Genomic DNA, 25,876 nt, shown 5'->3' on the forward strand with positions numbered 1-25,876 from the left:
TTACATTGAAATTTAGTTTATTCAACAAAGCCAGTCATACAGTATGGGAATATAAATCATCTTTAGTTATGAAATTAGATATATTTTCCAGGTCGATTGATAGAATTATTTCACCCAGTATCCCACGGTTAATATCAGATTCGTCTATTTTGGTTATTTTTATTTCTGAAAGATGACCATTCATATTTTTAAAATAGTTATCTTCATGATTTTTTGTTCTTATTATCCTGCGTTTGGAATACAGATCATATTTATAAATATCTGTATTAATTTCTTCAGGAAAATACATTTGACCAATAAAGGCAAAATGCTCTTTTTCATTTATATCTTTGCTAAGCTGTCTAATTGCAATATGAATATGAGTTGCTCTACCAACATAAAAACCAGGATAAATAGTAGTAAAATTAACCACCCCATTTTTATCCGATTGTTGAGCTCCTCTTAGAAAAACTTTATCATCAGTTCTGTTGATAGCGGATATTTCACCGGCTTCAGGTGGTATATCCGGGCTTATATAACTCCAACCAGAATATTTTCCACGACTATTACAGTGCCAAATATCAACAAATAATTTATCAACAGGTTTACATGTTTTCTCATCTAAAATAGTTATTTTTAATAAAAAAGGTATTCCTGCTTCTGAATCTGTAATATCTCTCCTTACAATTTTACTATCTCGAAAATACGGTCCCGATATCTGCTCTGGTGCAAGTGTACACACACCAATTCCATTCTGTGGCGATAATTTCCCTTCCGCATGGGCCAGACCAATTGGAGCAAGTGCAGCCGTAGCCGTAATAGCCGCACCACTTTTTAGGAAATCTCTTCGAGAGCTACTTTTCTTACCTTGCAAATTATTAACATCCATATAATCCTCTCTTTAATTATTTAGTTTCTATTACAATGCTTCCAATTTCCATTTTGTTACGTCGTGGGTATTTTGTTAATAAAATGTATTTTTTCAAATACCAATATGGCATATATAAGTTACTAAAAGTTTGGTAACAGAAAAGATTCCCGTTAGGCCGCATCGATACGTACTATTGCAAAAAGAAAGATTATTTTACGAAAAATGCCCATCCCCCATTTAAAGGTGACAGGCAAATTGCTGGATTGAGTTATTTCACTGACTCACGGAGGCGTTTCGCCGCCTGAACCATATTAGCCAATGACTGGCGAGTTTCAGTCCAACCACGGGTTTTCAAACCACAATCCGGGTTAACCCACAAGCGTTCGACCGGAATACGATCAGCTGCTTTACGTAGCAGTGCTTCAATCCATTCAACACTAGGTACGTTAGGTGAATGAATATCATAAACACCCGGCCCGATCTCATTCGGATAAGAGAAGTTTTCGAATGAATCCAACAGCTCCATATCTGAACGGGAAGTTTCAATGGTAATCACGTCCGCATCCAATGCTGCGATGGAGGGCATGATGTCATTGAACTCGCAATAACACATATGAGTGTGAATCTGTGTGTCATCTTTAGCAATTGCGGCGCTCAATTTAAATGCCTCCACCGCCCAATCGAGATAAGCCTGCCATTCTTCACGACGCAGCGGTAAACCTTCTCGCAATGCAGGCTCATCAATCTGGATGATACCAATACCAGCTTTCTGCAAATCATCCACTTCATCACGCAGTGCCAATGCAATCTGCTTAGCAATCGTCTCACGGCTAACATCTTCCCTTGGGAATGACCAACAGAGAATAGTCACCGGCCCGGTTAACATTCCTTTGACAGGTTTTTCCGTCAATGATTGAGCATATTTGGCCCACTCCACAGTGATCGCCTCAGGACGGCTAACGTCACCAATAATTACCGGAGGCTTAACACAACGGGAGCCATAGCTCTGAACCCAACCATTCTGCGTAAAGACAAAGCCGTCAAAGTGTTCCCCAAAGTACTCCACCATGTCATTACGCTCAGCTTCGCCATGAACCAATACATCTAACTCTAAACGTTCTTGTTCGTTAATTGCCTGCTTAATATGTTCACAGATATTGGTTCGATAGTTAGCACCATCTACTCGGCCTTTTTTGAAGTCCAGACGCAAGCCACGGATTTCCGTTGTTTGCGGGAATGATCCAATTGTTGTTGTCGGCCACAATGGCAAGTTATAGCGCTGACGCTGTATTTCGGCACGCTGTGGATATGGCTGATTACGCTCACTATCCTGTGGATTAATTGCCGCAAGGCGCTCAGTAACTGCCGGATTATTTACCCGTTTAGATTCACGACGAGCACAGATCGGCGCACTGTAAGCATCTAACTCTGCTTGTTTACTACCTTCTGGCTGATTCAATGCCGAGGTCAGCAGAGCCAGTTCTTCACATTTCTGCAATGCAAACGCAAACCAGCTTTTCACTTCTGCATCAAGCGCTGTCTCATCATTCAAATCGATAGGACTATGCAGAAGAGAGCAGGAAGAACCAATCCACAGAGTACGGCTACCTATCAATGGCTTAATCAACTGATATTTGGTAGTTAAATCAGCGCGCCATACATTACGACCATTAATCACACCAAGAGAAAGCGCCCATTCTTTTGGCAATGACTTATTCAGTTGCTCAATATCATCCTGACCAGCAACCAAATCCACATGTAGCCCTTGTACCGGCAAGGATTTGATCGTTTCTAGATTGTGACCAACGCTGTCAAAATAGGTAGTCAACAATAACTTAACCTGCCCCTGAAGTACCTGATAAGCAATCGGATAAACTGCCAGCCACTCTGCTGGCAGTTCCAGCACCAGCGCAGGTTCATCAATCTGAACCCATTCAATGCCACGTCTAGCTAGCTCAGCCAATACTTGCTGATAAACAGGAAGAATATCTTTCAATAAAGAGAGACGATCAAATACCTGGCCTTTCACTTTACCCAACCACAGGTAAGTTACCGGCCCCAGTAAAACTGGCTTTACTTGATGGCCCAAAGCCAACGCTTCATCCACTTCTTCTAGTAACTGAGTCCAGCTCAGTCTAAATTCCTGCCCTTGCTGAAATTCTGGCACAATATAATGGTAGTTAGTATTAAACCATTTAGTCATTTCTGCGGCGGCGGCAGGTTCACCCGTCGGTGCACGACCACGAGCAATACGGAACAGTGTATCCAGATTAATCGAGCCATCTGGGTTCTGGTGACGCGGTGGCACATTGCCGAGCAGTAAACTGGTTGTCAAAACATGATCATACCAAGCGAAATCACCAACCGGCACTAAATCAACACCAGCCTGCTTCTGTTGTTCCCAGTGACGGGCACGTAACTCACGGCCAGTTTCCAATAATTCTTGCTGGGAAATTTTCCCCGCCCAATAGTTTTCCTGAGCCTTTTTAAGTTCTCTTTTCAAACCGATACGTGGAAAGCCAAGTGTGTGATTAATAATCGTCATTTCATTATCCCGTCATTTTTAGCCGTCTAGATGTTTACACATCCATAATCAACAGGTAAGGTATAAACCACAAGCGCAATTTATTCATTATCATCCTGAAGGTTTCTCATGATCGAAATAAAACATCTAAAAACATTACAATCATTGAGTCATTTTGGTTCATTAGCGGCAGCAGCCAATCACCTGCATCAGACACAGTCTGCTTTGTCTCATCAGTTTAGTGATCTTGAACATCGCCTTGGCTTCCGGCTGTTCATTCGTAAAAGTCAGCCACTTCGTTTCACGCCACAGGGTGAGATTTTATTACGGCTGGCAGAACAAGTTCTTCCTCTGGTGCAAAACGCACTCTGCGAATGCAAGGAACCAAGCCAGACAAATCTACGTATCGCCATTGAGTGCCACAGTTGTATCCAGTGGCTAACCCCCGCACTCAAACATTTCCGCGAAACCTGGCCACAGGTCAATGTAGATTTCAAATCTGGTGTCACTTTTGATCCACAACCTGCACTACAAAAACGGGAACTGGATGTGGTTCTAACATCAGATATTCTCCCTGACAGTAACCTGCACTACACACCGCTATTTGATTACGAAGTCAAACTAGTCATAGCACCGGATCATCCTCTGGCAAATAAACTGCATATCCAACCAAATGATTTAATTGATGAGATATTGATGATCTATCCTGTTCAACGTCAGCGATTTGATATCTGGCGGCGTTTCCTACAACCAGCCGGTGTTATTCCCACGCTGAAAAATGTGGATAACACGTTGTTACTCATTCAGATGGTTGCCGCCCGCATGGGGATCGCGGCTTTGCCACATTGGGTCGTTGAATCATTTGAAAGGCAAGGGCTAGTGATAACTAAAACGCTAGGGGAGGGTTTATGGAGCAGACTATACGCGGCTGTCCGGGACGGTGAGCAGCGACAGCCTGAGATTGATGCGTTTATTCGTTCTGCGCGCCAACATGCAATGCAGAATCTGCCATTTGTGAAAGGAATTTCAAAATCAAGCACAAATGAACCCAAAGCAACGCAACCAGAAAACTCCCTCCAATGGTAAATTTATCAGCCATTCCACCGGAACCAACGTATTTTCTATCATTAGCAGGGAGGTTCCGGTATTTACGGCGGAAAAATCAATACCACCAGCCAGACATGAGCAAATATCACAAATCCGCTATCAACCTGACAGGCGAGCTATTCACCGATCAGGCCGAATAAAGCGGCACAATATTGTTGTCGTGACAACCAACAAATTGCAGGATATCAGTGCTCTTTCTTTACCAGCAGAGCTTCCAGTAAATCCAAATCACGCAGTAAGATCTGAAGTGTCTCATTGCTGATTTTCCGGGTTGCACGCAGATGATATAACTCACCACGCTCTGCCCTTAATGCAGTCAGACGAAAACGACGTTCCAAATCTTCCACCAGCAGGTTATGTTCTATCTCATCTTGTCCCACAGTACGACGACGCAAATGACCAATTACCCTGGAAGCAACTTCAGTAATAACTTCGGCATCCAGTTGTTCTTCAGTGCTGGCTGAAAGACGTTCTTCCATCTTATTCATACTGACAATAGCCACTTCCGCCATGGCTGCCCGAGCCATTCTTACTTCACTGATATCTGCCTCTTTATCAGAAGGTTGAATTCCCCGTAACAGAAATGGCAAAGAGATAACACCGATTAACAACGAGAGCAGGATGACCCCAGCAGCAATAAAGATAAGCTGATAGCGTGCCGGGAATGGGGTGCCATCCGTCAGAAACAGAGGAACAGACAGTGCACCGGCAAGTGTGATTGCACCACGAACCCCGGCAAAAGAGGCCAACCACAATTCACGGGTGGTATAAGTCGCAAAATTCAGTGGATTTTTTTTCATAAAGGCTTTGCTGATATTCTTCATCAGCCACAACCAACAGAAACGCAGTAGTAGAAGCGCAACATAAATCACTGCAACTGCGGCAAACAGCATCCAGGTCTCAACTGTCGGATCAAGTTCTGCCTGTACGACAGAAGTTTCCCAGATCCCGGGTAATTGCAGACCTAACATAATAAATACTAAGCCGTTAAATACGAACTCTAGCATTGACCAGACACTATCAGCACGCAAACGCATCGCCAACGGCGCATTACGGATCACCCCAGATTTACTGATAGTCATACCCGCAGCGACCGCAGCCAAGATGCCTGAAACACCAATATGTTCTGCAATCAAATAGGAAGCAAACGGCAACAACAACATGAAAACAATTTGCGTTGCTGGATCGCCACCACTCCAACGATTCATCAAGCGCAGAGATTTGCTGTACAACCAGGTCACTGCAATACCAGATAACAAACCACCAATAGCAACTTTGAAGAATTCGATAGTCATACCGGTAACAGTAAATACCATCGTTCCCATCGCTATCGCTACAGCAAACTTTAAAGCTACCAGGCCAGAAGCATCGTTCATTAACGCTTCCCCTTCCATTACACTCATTATGCGCTTAGGAATTCGCCCTTTTCCAACGATGGATGATAACGCTACCGCATCTGTTGGCGATAGCACAGCAGCAAGGGCAAAAGCAGCAATTAATGGAATGCCTGGCATCAGCCAGTAAATTAGATAACCAATACCGACAACAGTAACCAGCACCAATACCAGCATTAGTATGAAAATTTCCCGCCCATACTGAAAAAACTCTCTGGTTGGTGTTTTCCAGCCATCAGCAAATAACAAAGGAGGAATTAGCAAAACGAGAAATAGTTCGGGATTAAAAGTAACATGTAAGCCAAAATGTGGCCAAGCCAGTAATGCCCCCATGGCAATTTGCATTAACGGCAAAGGTATGCGGAACGGAATCACCTTAGTCAGAACGCCAGAAACTGAAACCACCAAAATCAAGATCAGAATAGTAAAGAATATTTCCATGTTGCCCTTACAATTTACCTGAGAACCATTGGTATATAGATTGAGACTTTTTCTTTCCGTCAAAACAAAAACAGTGAGAATAAATCTTAATACTAAAATAACTGAATCAATCGAAAAAGGTGGATACATGCTGAGCCGTATCCAAAAGAATTGCAGGAATATTGTAAACTAACCAGATAAATAGAGGGGAAATAATTGAGAATTTAAAAGTAATCGCAAGAAATGGTAAAATGCGCAGGCACAGACACCCCCTACGCACTTTTTAATCAATCAAATAGCCCAATCACCAGCATAAAATGCTACTAAAGCAATCGTAATCACCACTGTTCCCATGTTCAATTTACGCCATTCACCGGAACAAATACGACCAATAACTAAAGAGCTGAAGCCCAGCATAATACCGGTCACGATATTGCAGGTCAGAACAATAAAGACCGCACAGAGCATACCGGACATAGCCCCAACAAAATCATTGAAATCCAGCTTCCTGACATTACTCAACATCAGCAAACCAACATACATCAGCGCCGGTGCCGTTGCATATGCCGGCACAAGATATGAAAGTGGAGAGAAAAACAAAATTAACAGGAACAGGATACCGACAACTGTTGCGGTTAAACCTGTTTTACCACCTGCTGCGGTACCCGCTGCTGATTCAATATATACCGCAGCCGGAGAAGCACCGATAGCGCCGGCAAAAATACTACTGACAGAATCCGCAGTCAGCGCTTTACCGCCGTTAATAATCTGCCCGCCTTTATCCAACAAATTCCCCTGCCCTGCGACCGCACGGATGGTACCAGTCGCATCAAATACAGCAGTCATCACCAACGCTAACACACTAGGTAATACAATTGGCTGTAAAGCCCCCAGAACATCCATGCTAAAAATCAGGGACAATCCATCATCGTCCAAACTCGGTACCTTAAAGAACCCTTGATATTTCACCGCTGGATCAAAAATCAACCCAACAACAGAAATCACAACAATCACCCATAACACACCACCGGGAACTTTCAATTTTTCCAGGCCGAAAATAACAGACAACCCAAGCAGAGTCATCACCACAGGAAAAGAGGTAAACGAACCCAAAGCAACAGGCAAACCTTCCAGCGGGTTCTTGATGATCAGGCCAACACCGTTTGATGCAATCAATAGCAAAAACAGCCCAATACCAATCCCAGCTCCATGCGCAATACCCATGGGTATATTACGTAAAATCCAGGAACGAATACCCGTAATAGAAATCACCGTAAACAAGCAACCCATCAGGAAGACTGCCCCAAGTGCAACTGGAATACTGATTTGCTGCCCTAAAACCAGACTAAATGCGGTAAATGCAGTCAATGAAATTGCACAACCAATTGCCATCGGCAAATTAGCCCAAAGCCCCATTAACAAAGAACCAAAACCGGCAACCAAACAAGTCGCAATAAAGATAGCCGTATGGGGAAACCCTGCCTGCCCTAACATCCCTGGTACAACAATGACTGAATAAACCATCGCCAGGAAAGTTGTGAGTCCAGCCAGAATCTCGCGGCGTACCGTTGTGCCACGTTCAGTCAATTTAAAATACTTATCCAGTCTGCATTTAACTGGTGCCTGAGTGCCAGACATATTGTTCCCCTGCATTATGTTCATGGTACTTCTTCCACTTCCTAATCAAACGAAAACGATTACCTCACTTAATAACAACTAATGAATATTGCACCAATCGGTTCAATAAACCATAAAAGCAATCGTTTGGCTTTTAGAGTGGAAAACAGTGAGAGAATTTAAGGCGAAAGATTATCCAGTGATCATAGTGTCGAAATCAATAGCTAACGATATTATTTGAAGATCAATTTATTCACTCTTCGAAAACTGGCTGCTACTTACAACCACTTCTATAACAGTAACAATCTTCAGCCATTATCATTCTGTGGAGTAAACCGATCTATTGTCGAAACCAGAAATAATGCCGCAGCGGCGGGGGGTCCACCTGGTCAAACTGGATCAGTGGTTCACCAGCTCGAAAACTTGCCATCAGAACAATAATAGAGGGACCAAACAACTGACTGATAGTAAAGACCGTCGTATAAACAACCAATATCCTGAACCCCCTGGCTATTCAAATGTAGCACTATCATTGGGATAGTCAAACCAATGACAATGCCAATAACCGCTATACTACTTATACCTGTTATCTTTCAAGTTGCCTCTTTGTTGGCTGCACTCACTCACCCCAGTCACATCGTTATCTATGCTCCCGGGGATTCGCTCCCTTGCCGTCGCTAAGCATCTTGAAATCCATAGGGTATATAATCACGAATATTCATTTTATTTATGCCTATCCAGCAAAAACAAACAGAATAAATACGAAACAAAATAGAAAACAACAAGTTAATAAAATCATACGAAATACATTAATTATTAGTTACTATTTCAAAGAGTAAATATATAACGATATATCAACATTAAGCCAGAAACCAGCACAAGAATATTGATAAACTTGAGGAAAACTTCCCTGGAAATTTTCAGTGTCACCTGGCGGCCAAAATAGATTCCCAACAGCATCGCTGGAATAAATACCAGTATTAATAATAAAAATGAGGTATCCAGATAAGCCCCCATGACAATAAAAATAATCACCCTTGTCAAGGTACTGAAGCCAATTAAAGTCGTCTGAGTGATCCTGAAAATTTCCTTATCTGGTATCCGCCCCGCCAGATAAATTGCATAAAGAAAACCACCGCTACCAAATAGTGCGCTGAAAATACCGCCACCAAGACCAAATGGAATAGCTGCTTTAATTGGGAACTGATGATAAATTCTACCCACGAACAGAGAATAAAGTGAATAGAAAACAACAAATAACCCCAATACCAAAACTAAAACATCGGGTCGCGCCATTAATAAAATAGTTGCTCCAATCAAGCTACCTATAATCATTAACGGAATAACTAATTTGATTTCGCTGAATTCTGTTTTTTTACCTTCTCTCGCGAGATTAATCACTGCAGCGGTTAGATCTATCAACGCTAATAAAGGGACAATTTTTGCTATCGGAATATAGAGAGCCAAAATCGGGCTGGCAATAAGTGCAGAACCAAACCCTGCCATACCAAAAACCAGATAAGCAAAGAAAACGACAAAAATGCAAATAAGCAGCTCAGACCATGCCAGTACATGTAACATTTATATTTCCTTGCAAACGGTTTTAAAACCAAAGTGATCGTTTTCTCAATATTAATAGTTTTTACTATCGTTTGTCAGGACAATCTGCTCAAAATGGGAGCACCAACAGGATACGCTTATGTACAAATGATGCTGATAATTGGCTAGTGGAAAAAATGAAGGAACCAAGCTACGCGGTTAATATCATGAGTAAAACCGATATATCTCAGAAGCCGAAACCCACCTTCGATGGGTTTCAGACTGCTGACAAATCCCAATGACCTGTTCAATTCTCTATAGCTGAAACAACTACCCTAATAATGGTGTTTGTGTATCCTTAGGCAAAGCGGGTTTCAGCCGGGACGGCTCAATTCTGCACACTAACCCACGAATCATTTCTATGATCGACTGTTCAGAAAACGTTCTCCATTGCCCCACTTCATCCCGCCTCGCAATAACCAAACCTCTGGCGAAAGGCTCAGAAAAGAATGTGAGTTCAAATGCAGCGGTTTCCATTCGATCACAGTTCACTACATTGATCGTTCGTGAACTATAAATAGACAAATTTTTTTCCTTCGAGATCACCCCAGGCTCTTTGTAATTATTAATTGTATAAAACTGACGAAGATGTGGATTATTATTGTAGGCTGCAATTCCCTCAAAAGAAAAATAGGTTGTGGCCCTGTCATTATCAAGTACTTTAACCATATTAGGCGGCTTAACTCCCTGCGTTGCATAATTGGCACAGCCAGCTAACAGTGATATCCCAGCGATAATAAATAAACGTTTCATTATTGATTCCCTGCTGCGATATCCGGTCGTTCTTGATAAAGTAATGCCTGATCGATACTGCCCTGAATAGAACAATGTAATATCGATTTTCCATTTTTGCTGCTGAGCATTAACACTTTCTCCGCACTACCCACCATCGGGGCAATTCCATTAGTCGTAGAAGGATTAGGTTGCCAAGGCATATCCTGCTTGAGTTTAATTTGTGGATTGGCAATGTAGAGATCGTCACTGTGTTGCCAGCCCATTTCTGGTGTCGCAGCAACAACAGCCTCTATTGGTTCGTTGATTAAAAAACCCCAAAAATAGTATTTTCCCAGCTTATCCAAGTCATAAAACCGTTCATAATAACCAGACAATGTCAATTTTTTATCGTGGATAGGTTGAGTAAAAAACGCGATTCCTACTTCCTCATCTTTCACCGGAATCCAGGCATTCCCTTTATTATCATGCTCAACATTCACGACTTTACTTAAAGCTGCACGATGCTGATAAAGTGTTTGGAAGAATTGAGGATTACACTGAAGCAAACTATCAGTCAACGTTGCCGCCCCAACCGTGTTAACAGAAGCCCCCAAAACCGCAGTCATCAATAAAGATTTAAAAACAGACATAATTTTCCTTTAATATTTTTTACCGTCAGTGGCAATCGTTGCATATTAAAACCAGAATCTGAATTAGTGAAGATACTCACCTATTGCATAACTCCTATTAGATAGGTTTTTAATCCCTCTTGTATATTTTGGTTACCTAATCAGCTAAAAAAAGCATATTACAAAGGCAAGTTATTGCAAAGATATCAAAAGGTTTCCGGCTTGCCAAGCTTATGATCTTTCATTTCCTGATATTAAATAAGCAATCATTATTTTAATCGATAAGTCTTCAACAAACACACGCTATCAAATGTCTTTTCATAATATCATTCCAAATGTATTGTCATTTAAAAATCTTAAATTATTTATACTCGAATAGAACACCAAAAATTTGTACATTTCCCTAATCAATCTGATGATGTTATATTTTTATAAAATAGAATTATAAACTGATACTCCAGAATGACAAACAACCAATATTGATTTAATAAAAAGATCAAATCGTCTTGCCTGCTCCAAACGAGAAAAATATTACACATTGGAATTATTACCAATCAAAACAATAAAGATGTTACTATATAATAAGGAACAAATTATTAATTGATTTATATTTCAAAGAAAAACATGAACTATATTAAATATCTATGAAAATAAAAATAAATAAATCATATATTTTTGACACTCATCAGGATAATTTTATTATTTCTAAAAAAACATAATATTTATTTGCCCTGGTTGTTTTAAGATGTTATTTATTTTTTTATAAATCCTGGACGATTTGTGTAGTCGAATATCTCAATGTTATTAGCGTCTTTCTTAAGAGGAAATTATTATGGAATTTCAAAAAATTGGACAAATGAGCCTGAAAAATTCAGGTGGATTTGTTGCCAGAATCCAATTTAGTTATATTGATGCTGACGGTGAAAAATTTCTAAGTAAACAAGGTGATGATATTACTCTTGGCGTAACAAAGACTATTGATCCAGGTGATCTTGGGGTTCCTGATGGGGCAATGGTTTATATGCATGTTTTTGTAGTATGGGGTCGTGATAATGAAGCTCATCAAGTTTTTTCATACAAAAAAGGAAATAAAACAATCGCCAACTATATGATTAGTGGCACAACATTAAATAATGATCTTGGTTTGATCGATGTTACACAGTAATACATATAGGCCCAGTTTATGCTGGGCCTTATAAGCTAAAAATCTACTTTCCTTGTCTAGATAAATCCTATCTATTTCATACATACTTGTGGAAAAAATTTACTTTAACAAATTAAATGATAAAATTTAAGAAATAAACCTTTAATTTATGGGAAGTTTTATATAAATAAGTTACTCATTTAAATATCTAAACTTAACATTGATAATCACCCAATTTTTATCATCACTTTTCAACTAAATCTAAGTCCCTGACAAAATTAACGCTAAAATCAACCCGGAATTTTCCCTTAATAATAAGCCAAATAAATTTTCAAGCATATATACCTGTTATCTTTCAAGTTGCCTCTTTGTTGGCTACACTCACCCCGGTCACATAGTTATCTATGCTCCCGGGGATTCGCTCCCTTGCCGTCGCGATCCACCTTGAAATCTATTGGGTATAATAAACATAACATTATCTCGTTTATTCCGATTAAAGGATTGATTATCCGTAAAAACATAAAGAGAATGCCTTATTAAAACTATTCAGGATTGCTGGTAAGACCGCGTTATTAAAGCTAAAATCGGCTATGATTAATGTTCATTAAACGTAAAACCACTATATGCCATGATGATTAAATTTTCTAAAAATCAGGCGTTAAATGTGGTTAAAACAACGGTTAAAACTTTATCCCGATTAAAACCAAGGATTAATACTATGACTTTTAAAATAGTTTAAAACTGGTTTATTATAAAACCATCAGTGAAAAATGAGAAACAAAAATTAACGTGGTGAATACTTATATCTCTTTTTGGAAAAAATAAAAATAATAATATGAGTCGTTTAATCAGAAAGTGTATTTTCCAAAAGGGAATGATTTTATTAACGCTTTCAACCTGAAGTAAATTTTTTCGTAGATAGATTAAATAATCGTAATTAACATATTATTATATAAAAAACAAATAAGAGATTACTTTTCAATAAAAATTTCCTGATAAGTTCTTCTTAGATTGTTTATTAGTGTCTCCACATTGACCATTATTATTTATATAAACTCTTTATTCATATCCTACCACTAACATATAAACACGGATAACGGTTTATTAACCGTTATCCAATAAAAGAGAAATATTACAGAAAGCATTTATGCAAAATGTTCAAATATTAACGCATGCACCCGCAGATCAGCCAAATAGAGAAAACGAATTTCTGTATTAGGATATTGTTCACTCAGCTTATGTGTATATGAATCATATCCGCCAACGATACCAATGACAGGGATTTTCTCAGGACTACCAACAGAATTAGGTTCTCCCATAAGTGCTCTAACGATTGCTCTATCCATTGAATGTAAAAATGGGTAAGGCATTTCTCCACTATATACACCACTATTGTCATAGATATTGATCAATGTGAACTGTATCGATTTTAGCTGCTTTGAGACATCATCAAAAATAAGCCTCATACCTGATTCAGGTTTGTAAAAAAATTCTTCATCTCCCTCAAACAAATATTTAAATTTTCCAGCAGAAATAATTTTTTTTTCAACCAAAAAATCTGCCGTCAGCCCCAAGCTTTTTATGATTGCGATAATATCCACCATCATTCATACCACCCTTGTTCTTTGTTCAATCGGTGTAGATCTTCCAACGATTTGCTTCACTGCTCATCAGTATGCCCCTCTTCCCGTATGGCTGATTTTATCGCCTCAAACACAGGCAATAACTTATGTTTTATAACGATTTATAAACGTATTATTAACATCAAAGCCTGTAAAAGGGGGATAGACGAGATACAACTGAAGTTATCTATGCTCTTGGGGATGTGTTCACTTGCTGCCGCGCTGCAACTCGAAATCTATTAGGTATACATCCCCCACTATTCAGGAGATACTTGTTTTATACCCATTCGTCAGAAAGAGAAAAAACGCGTTCTCACTCGAGTCAGGAGGAGCAAAGGCCAAATTGAAGCACAGAAAACCTCGATCTAAGATGCCGTTTCTCTGATCCGAACATCATTTTCGCTGACAAACCGACTGACTTTATTAATCTGTATTCGTGAACACATGACACAGTCTATTCAAAAGGAAAGATTATGAAATCACGAGCCGCTGTTGCATTTGGGTCAAATCAACCCCTTGAGATCGTTGAAATCGATGTTGCCCCGCCCCAGGCCGGTGAAGTACTGGTCAAAATCAGCCATACCGGTGTGTGTCACACAGATGCCTTCACCCTGTCAGGGGATGACCCGGAAGGTGTTTTTCCGGTCATACTTGGACATGAAGGCGCAGGCGTAGTCGTTGAGGTTGGCGAAGGCGTCACCAGCGTCAAGCCCGGTGATCACGTTATCCCTCTTTATACCGCAGAATGCGGGGAATGCCTGTTCTGTAAATCAGGAAAAACCAACCTGTGTGTAGCTGTACGGGCAACTCAGGGGAAAGGTGTCATGCCGGATGGCACAACCCGTTTTTCCTACAAAGGACAGCCTATTTATCATTATATGGGATGCTCTACATTCAGCGAATATACAGTCGTAGCCGAAGTATCGCTGGCAAAAATCAATCCGGAAGCAAACCATGAAGAAGTATGCCTGCTGGGCTGTGGTGTCACTACCGGTATTGGTGCCGTACACAATACAGCTAAAGTGCAACCCGGTGATTCTGTCGCCGTCTTTGGACTAGGCGGCATTGGCCTTGCCGTGATCCAAGGCGCTCGTCAGGCAAAAGCTAGCAGGATCATTGCCATCGATACAAACCCGGCAAAATTTGAGCTAGCCAGACAATTCGGTGCAACCGACTGCCTGAACCCGAAAGACTACGACAAACCTATTCAGCAGGTCATTATCGAGATGACGGAATGGGGTGTGGATCATACCTTCGAATGTATTGGTAATGTCAATGTCATGCGTGCCGCGCTCGAAAGTGCACACCGTGGCTGGGGACAATCAGTCATTATTGGTGTAGCCGGTGCAGGGCAAGAAATCTCAACCCGACCATTCCAACTAGTCACTGGCCGTTCATGGCGAGGTACCGCTTTTGGCGGTGTTAAAGGCCGCAGTCAGTTGCCTAAAATGGTGGAAGAGGCAATGAAAGGTGAAATTGAGTTAAAACCCTTTGTTACTCACACCTTGCCGCTCGAACGCATCAATGAAGCATTCGATTTAATGCATGAGGGAAAATCGATTCGCACAGTTATCCATTACTAATCCGTTTTGCAAAAGTTAAAAACCGTGCTGTGACAGACGGTTTTTAACAAAACAGGCAACGATGGCCGGGTTCACCGTGAAATGAGTGAACCTGTTAGTTTTACAAAGAGGAAAAAGAATGGAGAGGATTGAACGCCACACTTGTTTTGAGGGATGGCAGGATGTTTATCAGCACAAATCAGCTACGCTTGGCTGTACCATGAACTTTGCCGTTTACCTTCCTCCTCAAGCTGAACATCAGAAATTACCGGTGCTGTACTGGCTCTCAGGCTTAACATGCAATGAGCAGAATTTCATCACTAAATCGGGTGCTCAACGTTATGCTGCCGAACAGGGTATTATCCTTGTCGCTCCAGATACCAGCCCGCGTGGTGAGAACGTTGCTGATGATAGCGCTTATGATTTGGGTCAGGGAGCCGGTTTTTACCTCAACGCAACACAGCAACCCTGGGCATTGCACTACCGCATGTACGATTATGTGGTGTCAGAACTACCGGTACTGATCGAAGCACACTTCCCGGCAACAACCGCCAGAGCCATCAGTGGTCATTCTATGGGCGGTCATGGTGCACTGATGATCGCGCTACGTAATCCAAATCGTTACCGCAGTGTATCGGCCTTTTCACCGATCGTTGCGCCCTCTCAGGTTCCCTGGGGAGAAAAAGCTTTTCGCGCTTACTTGGGCGAAGATCGTGACACATGGAAAACCTATGATACAGTCGAGCTGCTAGCCAATAGCACTGAACCATTGCATGTGTTAATTGATATCGGTACCGATGACCCATTTCTTGAAGAACAGCTGCGCCCTGAACGACTAAAAGATGTATGCGAAAGAACAGGACATCCCTACACACTAAACCTACGCCCCAGCTATGACCATAGCTACTATTTCGTCACCAGTTTTATCGACGAACATATCGCGTATCATGCCAGGATATTGAAGGGGACTTGTTCTGGTAATCAATAAATCGCATACGAATCTATAATATTTTTACGATAAAGAGTACCAAAACCATTTGGGGGTTAATCACTACATTTAGTGAAGGGCAATTCTGTAAAGTAAACCGCTGGTTTAAAGTCATCTCCCCAGCGGCTTCTCATCAAACCGTGCATCAGGCTGCGTATTTTCGCATTCCCTCACAGATATGATAATCAGTTGTTTTATAAATAAAAATTCCGCACTCAGAACGGAATATCATCATCAAAATCCATTGGTGGCTCATTGCTTTGTGGAGCAAAGGATTGAGCTGGACGTGAAGGAGCACCGCCGCCGCTGAACTGCTGAGATTGCTGTGGCTGTAATTGTGGCTGCTGTGGCTGCCCCCAGCTACCGCCTTGTGGTTGCCCTTCCTGGAAATTACCACCAGCACGACCACCCAGCATTTGCATGGATCCCCCCATATTTACCACAACTTCAGTGGTGTAACGGTCCTGACCATTTTGATCCTGCCACTTGCGAGTTTGTAGGGAGCCTTCAATATAAACCTGTGAGCCTTTACGCAGATATTCACCCGCAACTTCTGCCAGTTTGCCGAATAAAACAACCCGGTGCCATTCAGTCTTCTCTTTCATCTCGCCGGTTTGTTTATCGCGCCAGCTTTCAGAAGTTGCCAGAGTAATGTTGGTAACTGCTCCACCGTTTGGCATATAGCGGACTTCAGGGTCCTGCCCCAGATTACCAATTAAAATAACTTTGTTTATGCCTCTGCTGGCCATTGGGAATACTCCTGATGAAATGAATTTCTACAATTATTAAGCAGCGCAGTTTAACATGCGACGCTAAAAATGAAACGTGACCGCTTTAAAGCGAACTTTGCGAAGCTTACCGTACTTTCATACTGTACTTATTACATTATTTCACTTAAATACTGTATATCTAATCAGTCAACTCTGTGTAATAATAACTCACTTATTATTATATACCCTATGAATTTCAAGATGCATCGCGGCGGTAAGGGAGTGAACATAGCAAACTATGTGACCGGGGTAAGCGAATGCAGCCAACAAAGAGGCAACTTGAAAGATGACGGGTATATGCACGTATGAATAATCCGGGAAATGATTCATGGATAACATCGAAGTTCGGGGCGCACGTACCCATAATCTCAAAAATATCAATCTGATAATTCCTCGAGACAAGCTGATCGTTATCACGGGTTTGTCCGGTTCTGGTAAATCTTCTCTGGCATTTGATACGCTTTACGCAGAAGGACAGCGTCGTTATGTTGAATCACTTTCAGCCTATGCACGCCAGTTTCTATCACTGATGGAGAAACCCGATGTTGACCATATTGAAGGACTATCACCGGCTATTTCCATTGAGCAAAAATCCACTTCCCACAACCCACGTTCAACCGTGGGAACAATCACCGAAATTCATGATTATCTACGTTTGCTGTTTGCCCGCGTAGGTGAACCGCGTTGCCCTGATCACGATGTTCCATTGACGGCACAAACTGTCAGCCAAATGGTAGATAATGTGCTGGCACTGCCAGAAGGTAATCGCTTGATGCTGCTGGCGCCAATTGTAAAAGAGCGCAAAGGTGAACACACTAAATTACTCGATAATCTGGCAGCACAAGGTTACATCCGAGCGCGCATTGACGGTGAAGTCTGTGATTTATCCGATCCACCAAAACTGGAATTACAGAAGAAACACTCCATTGAAGTGGTCATTGATCGTTTTAAAGTCCGTGCCGATCTGATGCAGCGTCTGGCGGAATCTTTTGAAACCGCTCTGGAGCTTTCAGGCGGTACAGCCATTATCGCCGATATGGATAACGCTCAGGCTGAGGAACTGATTTTCTCCGCCAACTTTGCGTGTCCAACATGTGGCTACAGTATGAGTGAACTGGAACCTCGCCTATTCTCTTTTAACAACCCAGCCGGTGCTTGCCCAACTTGTGATGGTTTAGGCATCCAGCAATTTTTCGATCCTGACAGAGTGATTCAAAATGGTGATATCTCCCTCGCCGGTGGTGCAATTCGTGGCTGGGATCGTCGTAATTTCTACTATTTCCAGATGTTATGTTCACTGGCCGAACATTATAAATTCGATATTGAAGCACCTTTCAGCTCCCTTAGCAGCAGTATTCAGAAAGTGGTGTTGTACGGTTCTGGTAAACAATCCATCGAATTTAAATACATCAATGACCGTGGCGACACCACAGTACGCAACCATCCGTTCGAGGGTGTACTGCATAATATGGAACGCCGTTATAAAGAGACGGAATCTACGGCTGTTCGTGAAGAGCTGGCGAAATATATCAGTAATCGTTCATGTATTTCCTGTCACGGAACCCGCTTACGCAAAGAAGCTCGTTACGTATTTATTGAGAATACCACCCTACCGGAAATCTCAGATTTCAGTATCGGCCATGCGATGAACTTCTTTCAAAATATTAAACTCAGCGGTCAACGTGCGAAAATTGCTGAGAAAGTATTAAAAGAGATCCGCGACCGCCTGAAATTTCTGGTTAATGTTGGTCTGAATTATCTGACACTCTCCCGTTCTGCCGAAACGCTATCCGGAGGCGAAGCCCAGCGTATCCGTCTTGCCAGCCAAATTGGTGCTGGCCTGGTGGGAGTCATGTATGTACTGGATGAACCTTCTATCGGATTACATCAGCGGGATAATGAACGCTTGCTGGAAACACTCATCCACTTGCGCAACCTGGGCAATACCGTGATTGTGGTTGAACATGATGAAGATGCTATCCGGGCTGCTGACCATATCATTGATATCGGCCCCGGTGCGGGTGTACACGGCGGTAAAATCGTCGCAGAAGGCACAGTGAAAGACATCATGGTAAGCAAAGATTCACTGACAGGTAAATTCCTGAGTGGTGAACGGGAAATTATGATCCCAGAAAAACGTATCCCGGCAGATCCGAAAAAGATGCTGAAACTGATTGGAGCCAAGGGTAATAACCTGAAAAATGTGATGTTCAATCTGCCTGTCGGGTTATTCACTTGTATTACCGGGGTTTCTGGCTCTGGTAAATCGACGCTAATAAATGACACTCTGTTCCCCATTGCACAACGTCAGTTAAATGGTGCGACCAATATCAATCCCGCTCCTTATGTTGATATTCAGGGGCTGGAACATTTCGATAAAGTGATTGATATTGACCAGAGTCCGATAGGCCGAACTCCTCGCTCTAACCCGGCAACTTACACCGGCGTATTCACGCCAGTCCGTGAATTATTCTCTGGTGTACCGGAATCCCGCGCCCGTGGTTATACACCTGGACGATTCAGTTTTAATGTTAAAGGTGGACGCTGTGAAGCTTGTCAGGGTGATGGTGTGATTAAAGTAGAAATGCACTTTCTACCCGATATTTATGTACCTTGCGATCAATGTAAAGGTAAGCGTTATAACCGTGAAACATTGGAAATAAAGTATAAAGGCAAGAATATCAATGAAGTGCTAAATATGACTATCGAAGAAGCTCGTGAATTCTTTGATGCTGTTCCAGCTTTGGCGCGTAAATTGCAAACATTAATAGATGTTGGCCTTTCCTACATTCGACTGGGGCAATCAGCAACAACATTGTCAGGTGGCGAAGCTCAACGAGTAAAACTGGCACGCGAGTTATCCAAACGCGGCACAGGACAAACATTATATATTCTTGATGAGCCAACAACGGGTTTGCACTTTGCTGATATCCAACAATTGCTAACGGTTTTGCATCAGTTACGCGATCAAGGGAATACTATTGTAGTTATCGAGCACAACCTTGATGTTATTAAAACCGCTGACTGGATCATTGATCTTGGTCCTGAAGGAGGTAGCGGCGGCGGTGAAATTCTGGTTACTGGTACCCCAGAGGAAGTAGCCGGGTGTGAAAAATCACATACCGCCCGTTTCCTGAAACCTATATTGCAGAAAAAAGCATAACGCGCAGGTAGGGGCTTAGTTGGGCCCCTCTATTTCCTGGCAGCAACTTCACACATAGTTTTCCCAATAATGACAAGCAATTTTCGCCGCCAATTCAGCGTTGTTGAGTACCAACTGAATATTAGAAGACCGGCTATTGTCTCCAGTCAACTCAGCCACTCTGGCCAACAAAAACGGCGTGCACTCTTTTCCATTGACTCCCTGCTCAATAGACTCACGCACTGCCTGCTCGATAGCAGAATTAATCTCCTCTTCTGGCATGGCATACTGCTCAGGAATCGGATTAGCAATCACTAATCCTCCCTGTAATCCTGTACGCCATTTTATCGCCATTACCAGGGCTATCTGTTCTGGGGAATCCAGGCGAGCACTGACCGAAAATGGACTGGTACGGCAGAAAAACGCCGGCAAAGAGTGAGTCTGATACCCAATTAGTGGTACACCATGAGTCTCAAGATATTCTGTTGTCAAACCAAGATCCAGAATAGATTTAGCCCCGGCACAAACTACCGCGACATTGGTTTTAGCCAATTCCTGCAAGTCGGCGGAAATATCAAAAGTATGTTCTGCTCCACGGTGTACACCACCAATCCCGCCAGTAGCGAAAATTTTAATGCCCGCCATTTCAGCGATAATCATGGTAGAAGCAACCGTAGTCGCACCATTTTTTCCGGTAGCAATAACAAAAGGTAAATCACGGCGACTGACTTTAGTCACCTTGTAGCCTTCACTACCCAAAAGCTCTATTTCTTCATGCGACAATCCTGCTTTCATCCGCCCATTGATGACAGCTATCGTTGCGGGAATAGCTCCATTTTCTCTGACTTTCTGTTCAACCTGTAAGGCAACCTCCACATTCTGCGGATAGGGCATCCCTTGAGCAATAATCGTGGATTCAAACGCTACGACCGGTTGATTATTTGCTAAAGCCTCTGTAACTTCTGGGGAAATATCCAGATACTCATTTCCAATAGCGTGATTTTTCATGATCGTAATTCCAAAAGTTTTTGAACACTGCCATTCGACAAATTTGGATTATTAGTAAATTCGCAAGATAGCGTTAACGCAGAACATCCTTGAGCAAAGCGAGCACTTTCGGCCAGCGTCATATCCTCGAACCAGCAACTCACTAGCCCGGCCATCATAGCGTCGCCGGCACCTGTTACATTGACAATCTTGCTATTGATGGGACGTGACCAGCCGGCCACGCCATTACTTTCGCTGAAATAGGCACCTTCCATGCCCATGCTAAGCACCAATCGCTGCACTCCCTGATCGTGAAACCACTGTGCTACACCAGGAACATCAGAAAGATGGGTTATTTTCATGCCACTAAGCACCTCTGCTTCCAGACGATTAGGTTTTAAAGTATGGATATAGGAAAGCCAATTTTTAATTTTAGGTGCTTTAAACGCAGATGCGGGATCGACAAATACAGGGATTGTTCCGGCATTGGTAAACAGCCAGGTCAAAGCTTCTTCGGACAAATTGCAATCAACCACCAATACTCCAGCATGTTGAATAAGCTCACAATTATCCACCAACAATGATGGTGTCAGTTTTTCCAGAATATGCATGTCGTTAATGGCGACTAACATCTCACCATTGTCATCTAATAAAGAGATATAAGTTGAGGTATTCTCACCATGAAGCTTATAGCAATGATCAATGTTAACACCTGCGCGTTTGGCTAAATCCAACAAAGTGCTACCATAGAAATCATCACCAACAACAGAAATAAGATGACACTCTTTACCTAACAACGCGATATTTTGGGCAATATTTCTCCCTACACCACCAGGTGCACACTTCACTTTTCCTGGGTTAGAATCTTCATAAATTAATTTAGAAGAGGCATAACCACAGACGTCCATATTAATAGAGCCAACCACCACCACATAGTTGTGATCAGATAAAATATAACCTTTCCCCTTTATATATCCCTTATTCATTAAATTCATAATGTGACCAGCGACACCAGAGCGGCTTATCCCTAAAATATTGGCAATTTCCTGCTGTGGGATCAACGGATCTTGTCTCAGAAGATACAATATTTGTTTTTCCCGGTTCGTCATTTTTAGGCACTTGTTTGTTTCTAAACATACGTTTGTTTTATGCGTGAATCGCAAAACAGTAAAGAAGATTTTTCACTTTATAACGAAGTTGGGAGAGTGATCGTAAGAATGGGTTGCTGAGTTTTCAGTCCTATTTTATGTGATAACCATCAAGCTAAATCCTGCTGAACAATCCTTTTTGCTGCATATTAATAATCAACCGGTATTTTGTGCCAGAAATAAATTCAATAAAACAAAGCATTAAGTAAATCCTTGTCGAAAGCTAACAAATGTTTGGATATACCTTGAAATGGTGAAGATTACTTTTCACCATCTGAAACATGTTTCATGAAAAATTGATCTGCTTCACAATAAATAGCGAGAGCTAAATAAGATTCTAAAATAGTGCTACACCTTATACCACTAATAATTCCATATATAACAATGGGTTGAAGAAGGCCATGTGTAGCAGAATTATGAAACGCTATTTAGATCATACTCATATGGTAGTATTTTTGGCAAACTGATCAATTCACCAAATCTTGATTAACATGACTCCCATAGCAATTTATATCTGTATATTGACACAATGAATTATTTTCTACCTACGTAAATTCTTCATTCATAGTAGTTAATCAATGGATTTATATAATGACCTTAAATATTATTTTCCTTATAAATATCAGGACGAACAATTTGCCAAACAAAGTTAATATCTAATTCAAAATTACAACAAGATCAAACCTAACTTCAAAGGACCAAGCCCTACTCAATATAGAGCTCAGCCCTTATTAATCCCTGATTCCTATCTGACATCTTGGGATCAATTCAAACAAGGTAGCTATAATCTAGTAATTTATCGCTTTTTAGCTATAGTAATAATAAATACATCATGTCCACTTTTTTCATCTTCCCGGATGTTTTCTATAGCTTCTTTATTATTTTTTTTCACCTTCTCTAAATCACTTTCTGGGTTCATTAATCCGTCCCAAATAGCATCTAACCTAGCTTCAAATTTTCCGGTGTTACGATGCCAAATAAAACCTTCAATACGTGAAATTACTAAATTCTTATTAGTCGCAATTTCACAGACTCCGATCGCCGCTTGAGGTGTTAACTTCATTATCACGCTTCCACCTAAGGTAAAAAACTCATTAGGATTAGTATAAACACGTAACTTATCTATAGATATACTCATTTTATTTACTCCACTTAATTCGACTATCAGCATTCCAACCAGAGTCCGTTTTATCAGCTATCTGAGTAACTTCTCCCGTTCTATCATTTACTACTATATATCCATTCGGAGGAGTACCATATACTGTCGCTGTATCATTCCTTCCTAATTTATCTGGCGTTTTATTAGGTCGACGATTATCAGTTGATTTTCCAGTTGGTCCTTTTGCAACAACATCTTTAATATCTTTTTCAGTCCATCCACGACTAGATATCTGATCACGTATTTTATCATCAATAACTAAGTTTTTAGGATTGCTCTCCGTTTTTACCTGGTTACCTTAAAGAAGGTTTCACAAAATTAAAACAAACTAAAAGAACTGAGTTCTATAAAATATAGAACTCAGTTCTTGGTATCTATCTAATTCTTTAAACAATTTACATTAGTAAGGTTTAAGTCAGAACAAATAATTACCATTTATCTCGGTAAGCAAATCCAACAAAGTAATCATATTTTTTTAAGTCAATATGATGAATAAAATAAGGCTGAATAGCTTGAATCCATCCATCTCGTACCTCAAAAACGCCTTGATTAATTGTCTTATCAATCTCTAAATCCAGGTTTTCAATAATAGAACCATCATCACCAAAATCCTTTGAATTTTCTTTCCCCACAAGATAATCTGTTTTTTTATCAAACCACTCGAGTCTTAACTTTAATCCCATTTTTCTACCTCACAAATATTTTTTTATGTTTCGTTTTGGATCAGCTGATTTTAATGGTTTCCCCGTATTGGGATCAAAAGAACCGATGTGCTGCCCATCACTGGCTCTATAACCTTCCAATTCACCTTCTTGATAGTCCCATTCATAAATCTTGCGGCCTTTTTCTCCGATCCAGCGCTTTCTTAGCCCTCCCCCTCCCTGCCGCGGTGTTTTGGGACGAGTTTCCTTTAAATCACTAAATCCTTTAATATCTTGCGTTTCTGGGGCATCATGATAACGATGTCCATACTCTTTAGTTATTTTACTTTTTTTATCTTTATCTTCCTTTCTGGCCTTATCCCGGTTCTTTTCTGCCTCACTTTTTGCCTGTTCCGCTTTTTTACGGTTTTCCATTGCAATGTTAAATTCCCTTTGCACTGGATTTATTTTCTTCCAAGCGTCTAACAACCGACGACCAAAACGCTCATAATATGCCACTTTTAAAATCGCTGCCATTGATTGCAATTGAGCTTCTTTGGGATCTTTAATACCCTGCAATTTCTCAAAATCTGAACGAGTCATAGCAAACATGTATGCTTTTACTCCTTCTTTTAAAAGAACGTCCAAGCCTTTTTTGCTATCTGTCTTTATCTCTACTTTAAGTTTCTTCCCATCTAGCTCAAGATCCTCTGTAAAAACAAGTGGATTTTTTACAGGATCTGCTAGCGCTTTTCCTTCTGGAGTACTCTTTACTTGATTTAATATCTTCAACTTTTCCTGATAAATTTTATCAAGCGATTTGAATACTTGTTCTGCTTCATAAAGCCGCCGTTCCGCTGCTTCAACAGGATGTGCTTTTTCCCACTTTTCCTGTTGCCGCTTCGCCTCTGCTGCCTGTTTTTTCACTTCCTCCGGTTTCAGTACTGTCGTTACTGAAACATACACTGGCTCTGCATTTGAACCCACCGGAAAATGGACGATTGCATCTAGCGTATTTTTAACCGGCATAGGTGTATATGATTTGACTGGCACATCAGCTACAGGTGTCACCTCTTTTCTACTAAATATATTTCTTTTTGGAGGATCACTTATTCTGATATGCACTGGAGGCATACCCGGAACCACTTTTGCGGTAAAAACATTCTGTCGTTTAGTTTTTTCCGCTTTAACTACAGGCACATTTACAGTTTTAGTTGGTGTTCTGACAATGGCTAGTGTCTGTTTATCTCCCTCAATAACATCTTGTACCTGAACATCAGTGACTACACTAGACATTGTAGCTAACTGAGATACAGAAGTTTTCGTAACCTGGCTAGCTTGTATTGCCTGAACAATCATCCTCTGCCGCTCTGCTTTAAATTTTCCACTTTCAGGTACTTTTAAGTCACCCGGCCACAAAGCTCCCACTGCCACACCAGCAAAACGTCCCGCATAGGGCGCAGCATCCAATGTAACACTTCCCAATCGGGTTAATACTGAACTCACAGCGCTGGCTATCTGTTGTCGGAATAACGTAAATCCCCACAACCCATCAATGACAGTAATGTTCATCGGCTGAGCACCGATAGCCGCTGATGCCTGTGCCTCTGGAAACAAGGATAGATTCACCCCCTTATTTTTTCCTGTACGATCAATCCGTTCATGATCTCCTGAGTTTCCACTGCCACCTCCCCACCCTCGGTCAGACTTGCCGCCTGATGTCACAGTCATTGTGTCATGATTGTCTAGAACATCCTTGTCCTCTCCTTTACTACTTACGCTCTCTGTCGTCTGCATATTATTACGGTCATAGCCCTTTCTATCTCCCTCACGCATCGTATCCTCCTGTTTATATCAAA

22 protein-coding genes are annotated in these 25,876 nt (G+C 41.3%); 7 read left to right on the forward strand and 15 right to left on the reverse strand.

The features are described 5' to 3' along the window. Nucleotides 1-34 precede the first annotated feature (34 nt). Together BO26_RS06640 and metE are read right to left on the reverse strand one after the other, a co-directional pair. Entirely contained in the window at nt 35-868 is an 834-nt protein-coding gene (locus BO26_RS06640) for an intradiol ring-cleavage dioxygenase (protein ID WP_036770193.1), read from the reverse strand. Between the two features lie 250 nt (nt 869-1,118). Continuing rightward, nucleotides 1,119-3,395 (reverse strand): 5-methyltetrahydropteroyltriglutamate--homocysteine S-methyltransferase, encoded by a 2,277-nt coding sequence (gene metE, locus BO26_RS06645; RefSeq protein WP_036770194.1) that lies wholly within the window; start codon nt 3,393-3,395, stop codon nt 1,119-1,121. A gap of 108 nt (nt 3,396-3,503) precedes the next feature. Here metE and metR point away from each other — a divergent pair, with 108 nt between their 5' ends. After that, a complete protein-coding gene (gene metR, locus BO26_RS06650; protein ID WP_036770195.1) occupies nt 3,504-4,460 on the forward strand; it encodes an HTH-type transcriptional regulator MetR in 957 nt (318 codons plus the stop codon). Then, the gene (locus BO26_RS24820) at nt 4,454-4,621 is read left to right on the forward strand and encodes a hypothetical protein (RefSeq protein WP_477707009.1); all 168 of its coding nucleotides are present in this window, start codon (nt 4,454-4,456) and stop codon (nt 4,619-4,621) included. Before metR ends, BO26_RS24820 begins: the two co-directional genes overlap by 7 nt. A 45-nt stretch (nt 4,622-4,666) precedes the next feature. Here BO26_RS24820 and BO26_RS06655 read toward each other — a convergent pair whose 3' ends face one another. Beyond that, the gene (locus tag BO26_RS06655) at nt 4,667-6,316 is read right to left on the reverse strand and encodes a Na+/H+ antiporter (RefSeq protein WP_036770296.1); all 1,650 of its coding nucleotides are present in this window, start codon (nt 6,314-6,316) and stop codon (nt 4,667-4,669) included. Between the two features lie 270 nt (nt 6,317-6,586). Continuing rightward, the gene (locus tag BO26_RS06660; protein WP_036770196.1) at nt 6,587-7,933 is read right to left on the reverse strand and encodes an NCS2 family permease; all 1,347 of its coding nucleotides are present in this window, start codon (nt 7,931-7,933) and stop codon (nt 6,587-6,589) included. 216 nt (nt 7,934-8,149) lie between these two features. On the opposite strand from BO26_RS06660, the gene BO26_RS24825 reads away from it, so the two are divergent. Beyond that, nucleotides 8,150-8,353 (forward strand): hypothetical protein, encoded by a 204-nt coding sequence (locus tag BO26_RS24825; RefSeq protein ID WP_477707010.1) that lies wholly within the window; start codon nt 8,150-8,152, stop codon nt 8,351-8,353. 387 nt (nt 8,354-8,740) lie between these two features. Here the strand turns inward: BO26_RS24825 and BO26_RS06670 are convergent, their stop codons facing one another. The 3 genes from BO26_RS06670 to BO26_RS06680 all read right to left on the reverse strand — a co-directional run bounded on the left by BO26_RS06670 (nt 8,741) and on the right by BO26_RS06680 (nt 10,875). Next, on the reverse strand, nt 8,741-9,493 hold the full coding sequence (locus tag BO26_RS06670; RefSeq protein ID WP_036770198.1) for a sulfite exporter TauE/SafE family protein: 753 nt from the start codon (nt 9,491-9,493) through the stop codon (nt 8,741-8,743). 288 nt (nt 9,494-9,781) lie between these two features. Continuing rightward, on the reverse strand, nt 9,782-10,264 hold the full coding sequence (locus BO26_RS06675; RefSeq protein ID WP_036770199.1) for a surface-adhesin E family protein: 483 nt from the start codon (nt 10,262-10,264) through the stop codon (nt 9,782-9,784). Continuing rightward, complete coding sequence (locus BO26_RS06680; protein WP_036770200.1) at nt 10,264-10,875, reverse strand: hypothetical protein; 612 nt, start codon at nt 10,873-10,875, stop codon at nt 10,264-10,266. Before BO26_RS06680 ends, BO26_RS06675 begins: the two co-directional genes overlap by 1 nt. 811 nt (nt 10,876-11,686) lie before the next feature. On the opposite strand from BO26_RS06680, the gene BO26_RS06685 reads away from it, so the two are divergent. Beyond that, a complete protein-coding gene (locus BO26_RS06685) occupies nt 11,687-12,019 on the forward strand; it encodes a hypothetical protein (protein WP_036770201.1) in 333 nt (110 codons plus the stop codon). Between the two features lie 1,124 nt (nt 12,020-13,143). On the opposite strand, the gene BO26_RS06690 is transcribed toward BO26_RS06685, so the two are convergent. Further along, entirely contained in the window at nt 13,144-13,605 is a 462-nt protein-coding gene (locus BO26_RS06690) for a DUF6392 family protein (RefSeq protein ID WP_236637358.1), read from the reverse strand. Between the two features lie 488 nt (nt 13,606-14,093). Here BO26_RS06690 and BO26_RS06695 point away from each other — a divergent pair, with 488 nt between their 5' ends. Further along, the gene (locus tag BO26_RS06695) at nt 14,094-15,203 is read left to right on the forward strand and encodes an S-(hydroxymethyl)glutathione dehydrogenase/class III alcohol dehydrogenase (protein WP_036770202.1); all 1,110 of its coding nucleotides are present in this window, start codon (nt 14,094-14,096) and stop codon (nt 15,201-15,203) included. Between the two features lie 118 nt (nt 15,204-15,321). Beyond that, nucleotides 15,322-16,170: an S-formylglutathione hydrolase gene (gene fghA, locus BO26_RS06700; RefSeq protein ID WP_036770203.1), complete on the forward strand. Its 849-nt coding sequence runs from the start codon at nt 15,322-15,324 to the stop codon at nt 16,168-16,170. A gap of 215 nt (nt 16,171-16,385) precedes the next feature. On the opposite strand, the gene BO26_RS06705 is transcribed toward fghA, so the two are convergent. Next, nucleotides 16,386-16,919 carry a single-stranded DNA-binding protein gene (locus BO26_RS06705; RefSeq protein WP_036770204.1) on the reverse strand — a complete coding sequence of 178 codons (534 nt, stop codon included), beginning with the start codon at nt 16,917-16,919 and terminating at the stop codon, nt 16,386-16,388. Nucleotides 16,920-17,268: 349 nt separating this feature from the next. On the opposite strand from BO26_RS06705, the gene uvrA reads away from it, so the two are divergent. After that, the gene (uvrA, locus tag BO26_RS06710; RefSeq protein ID WP_036770206.1) at nt 17,269-20,103 is read left to right on the forward strand and encodes an excinuclease ABC subunit UvrA; all 2,835 of its coding nucleotides are present in this window, start codon (nt 17,269-17,271) and stop codon (nt 20,101-20,103) included. Nucleotides 20,104-20,151: 48 nt separating this feature from the next. Here uvrA and BO26_RS06715 read toward each other — a convergent pair whose 3' ends face one another. The 6 genes from BO26_RS06715 to BO26_RS06735 all read right to left on the reverse strand — a co-directional run bounded on the left by BO26_RS06715 (nt 20,152) and on the right by BO26_RS06735 (nt 25,853). Then, the gene (locus BO26_RS06715; RefSeq protein ID WP_036770207.1) at nt 20,152-21,090 is read right to left on the reverse strand and encodes a pseudouridine-5'-phosphate glycosidase; all 939 of its coding nucleotides are present in this window, start codon (nt 21,088-21,090) and stop codon (nt 20,152-20,154) included. After that, the gene (locus tag BO26_RS06720) at nt 21,087-22,178 is read right to left on the reverse strand and encodes a PfkB family carbohydrate kinase (protein ID WP_036770209.1); all 1,092 of its coding nucleotides are present in this window, start codon (nt 22,176-22,178) and stop codon (nt 21,087-21,089) included. The genes BO26_RS06715 and BO26_RS06720 overlap by 4 nt, the downstream gene beginning before the upstream one ends. A gap of 835 nt (nt 22,179-23,013) precedes the next feature. After that, nucleotides 23,014-23,355, reverse strand: coding sequence for a hypothetical protein (locus BO26_RS06725; protein ID WP_036770211.1), 342 nt, complete (start codon nt 23,353-23,355; stop codon nt 23,014-23,016). A gap of 1 nt (nt 23,356) precedes the next feature. Further along, the gene (locus BO26_RS21965) at nt 23,357-23,632 is read right to left on the reverse strand and encodes a colicin E5-related ribonuclease (protein WP_081861866.1); all 276 of its coding nucleotides are present in this window, start codon (nt 23,630-23,632) and stop codon (nt 23,357-23,359) included. Nucleotides 23,633-23,804: 172 nt separating this feature from the next. After that, nucleotides 23,805-24,059, reverse strand: coding sequence for a colicin E3-like toxin immunity protein (locus tag BO26_RS06730; protein ID WP_036770213.1), 255 nt, complete (start codon nt 24,057-24,059; stop codon nt 23,805-23,807). A gap of 9 nt (nt 24,060-24,068) precedes the next feature. Further along, nucleotides 24,069-25,853, reverse strand: coding sequence for a colicin-like bacteriocin tRNase domain-containing protein (locus tag BO26_RS06735; RefSeq protein ID WP_036770215.1), 1,785 nt, complete (start codon nt 25,851-25,853; stop codon nt 24,069-24,071). Nucleotides 25,854-25,876 lie beyond the last annotated feature (23 nt).

Source organism: Photorhabdus australis DSM 17609, assembly GCF_000711895.1.
In the GTDB taxonomy this organism is placed as follows: Bacteria; Pseudomonadota; Gammaproteobacteria; order Enterobacterales; family Enterobacteriaceae; genus Photorhabdus; species Photorhabdus australis.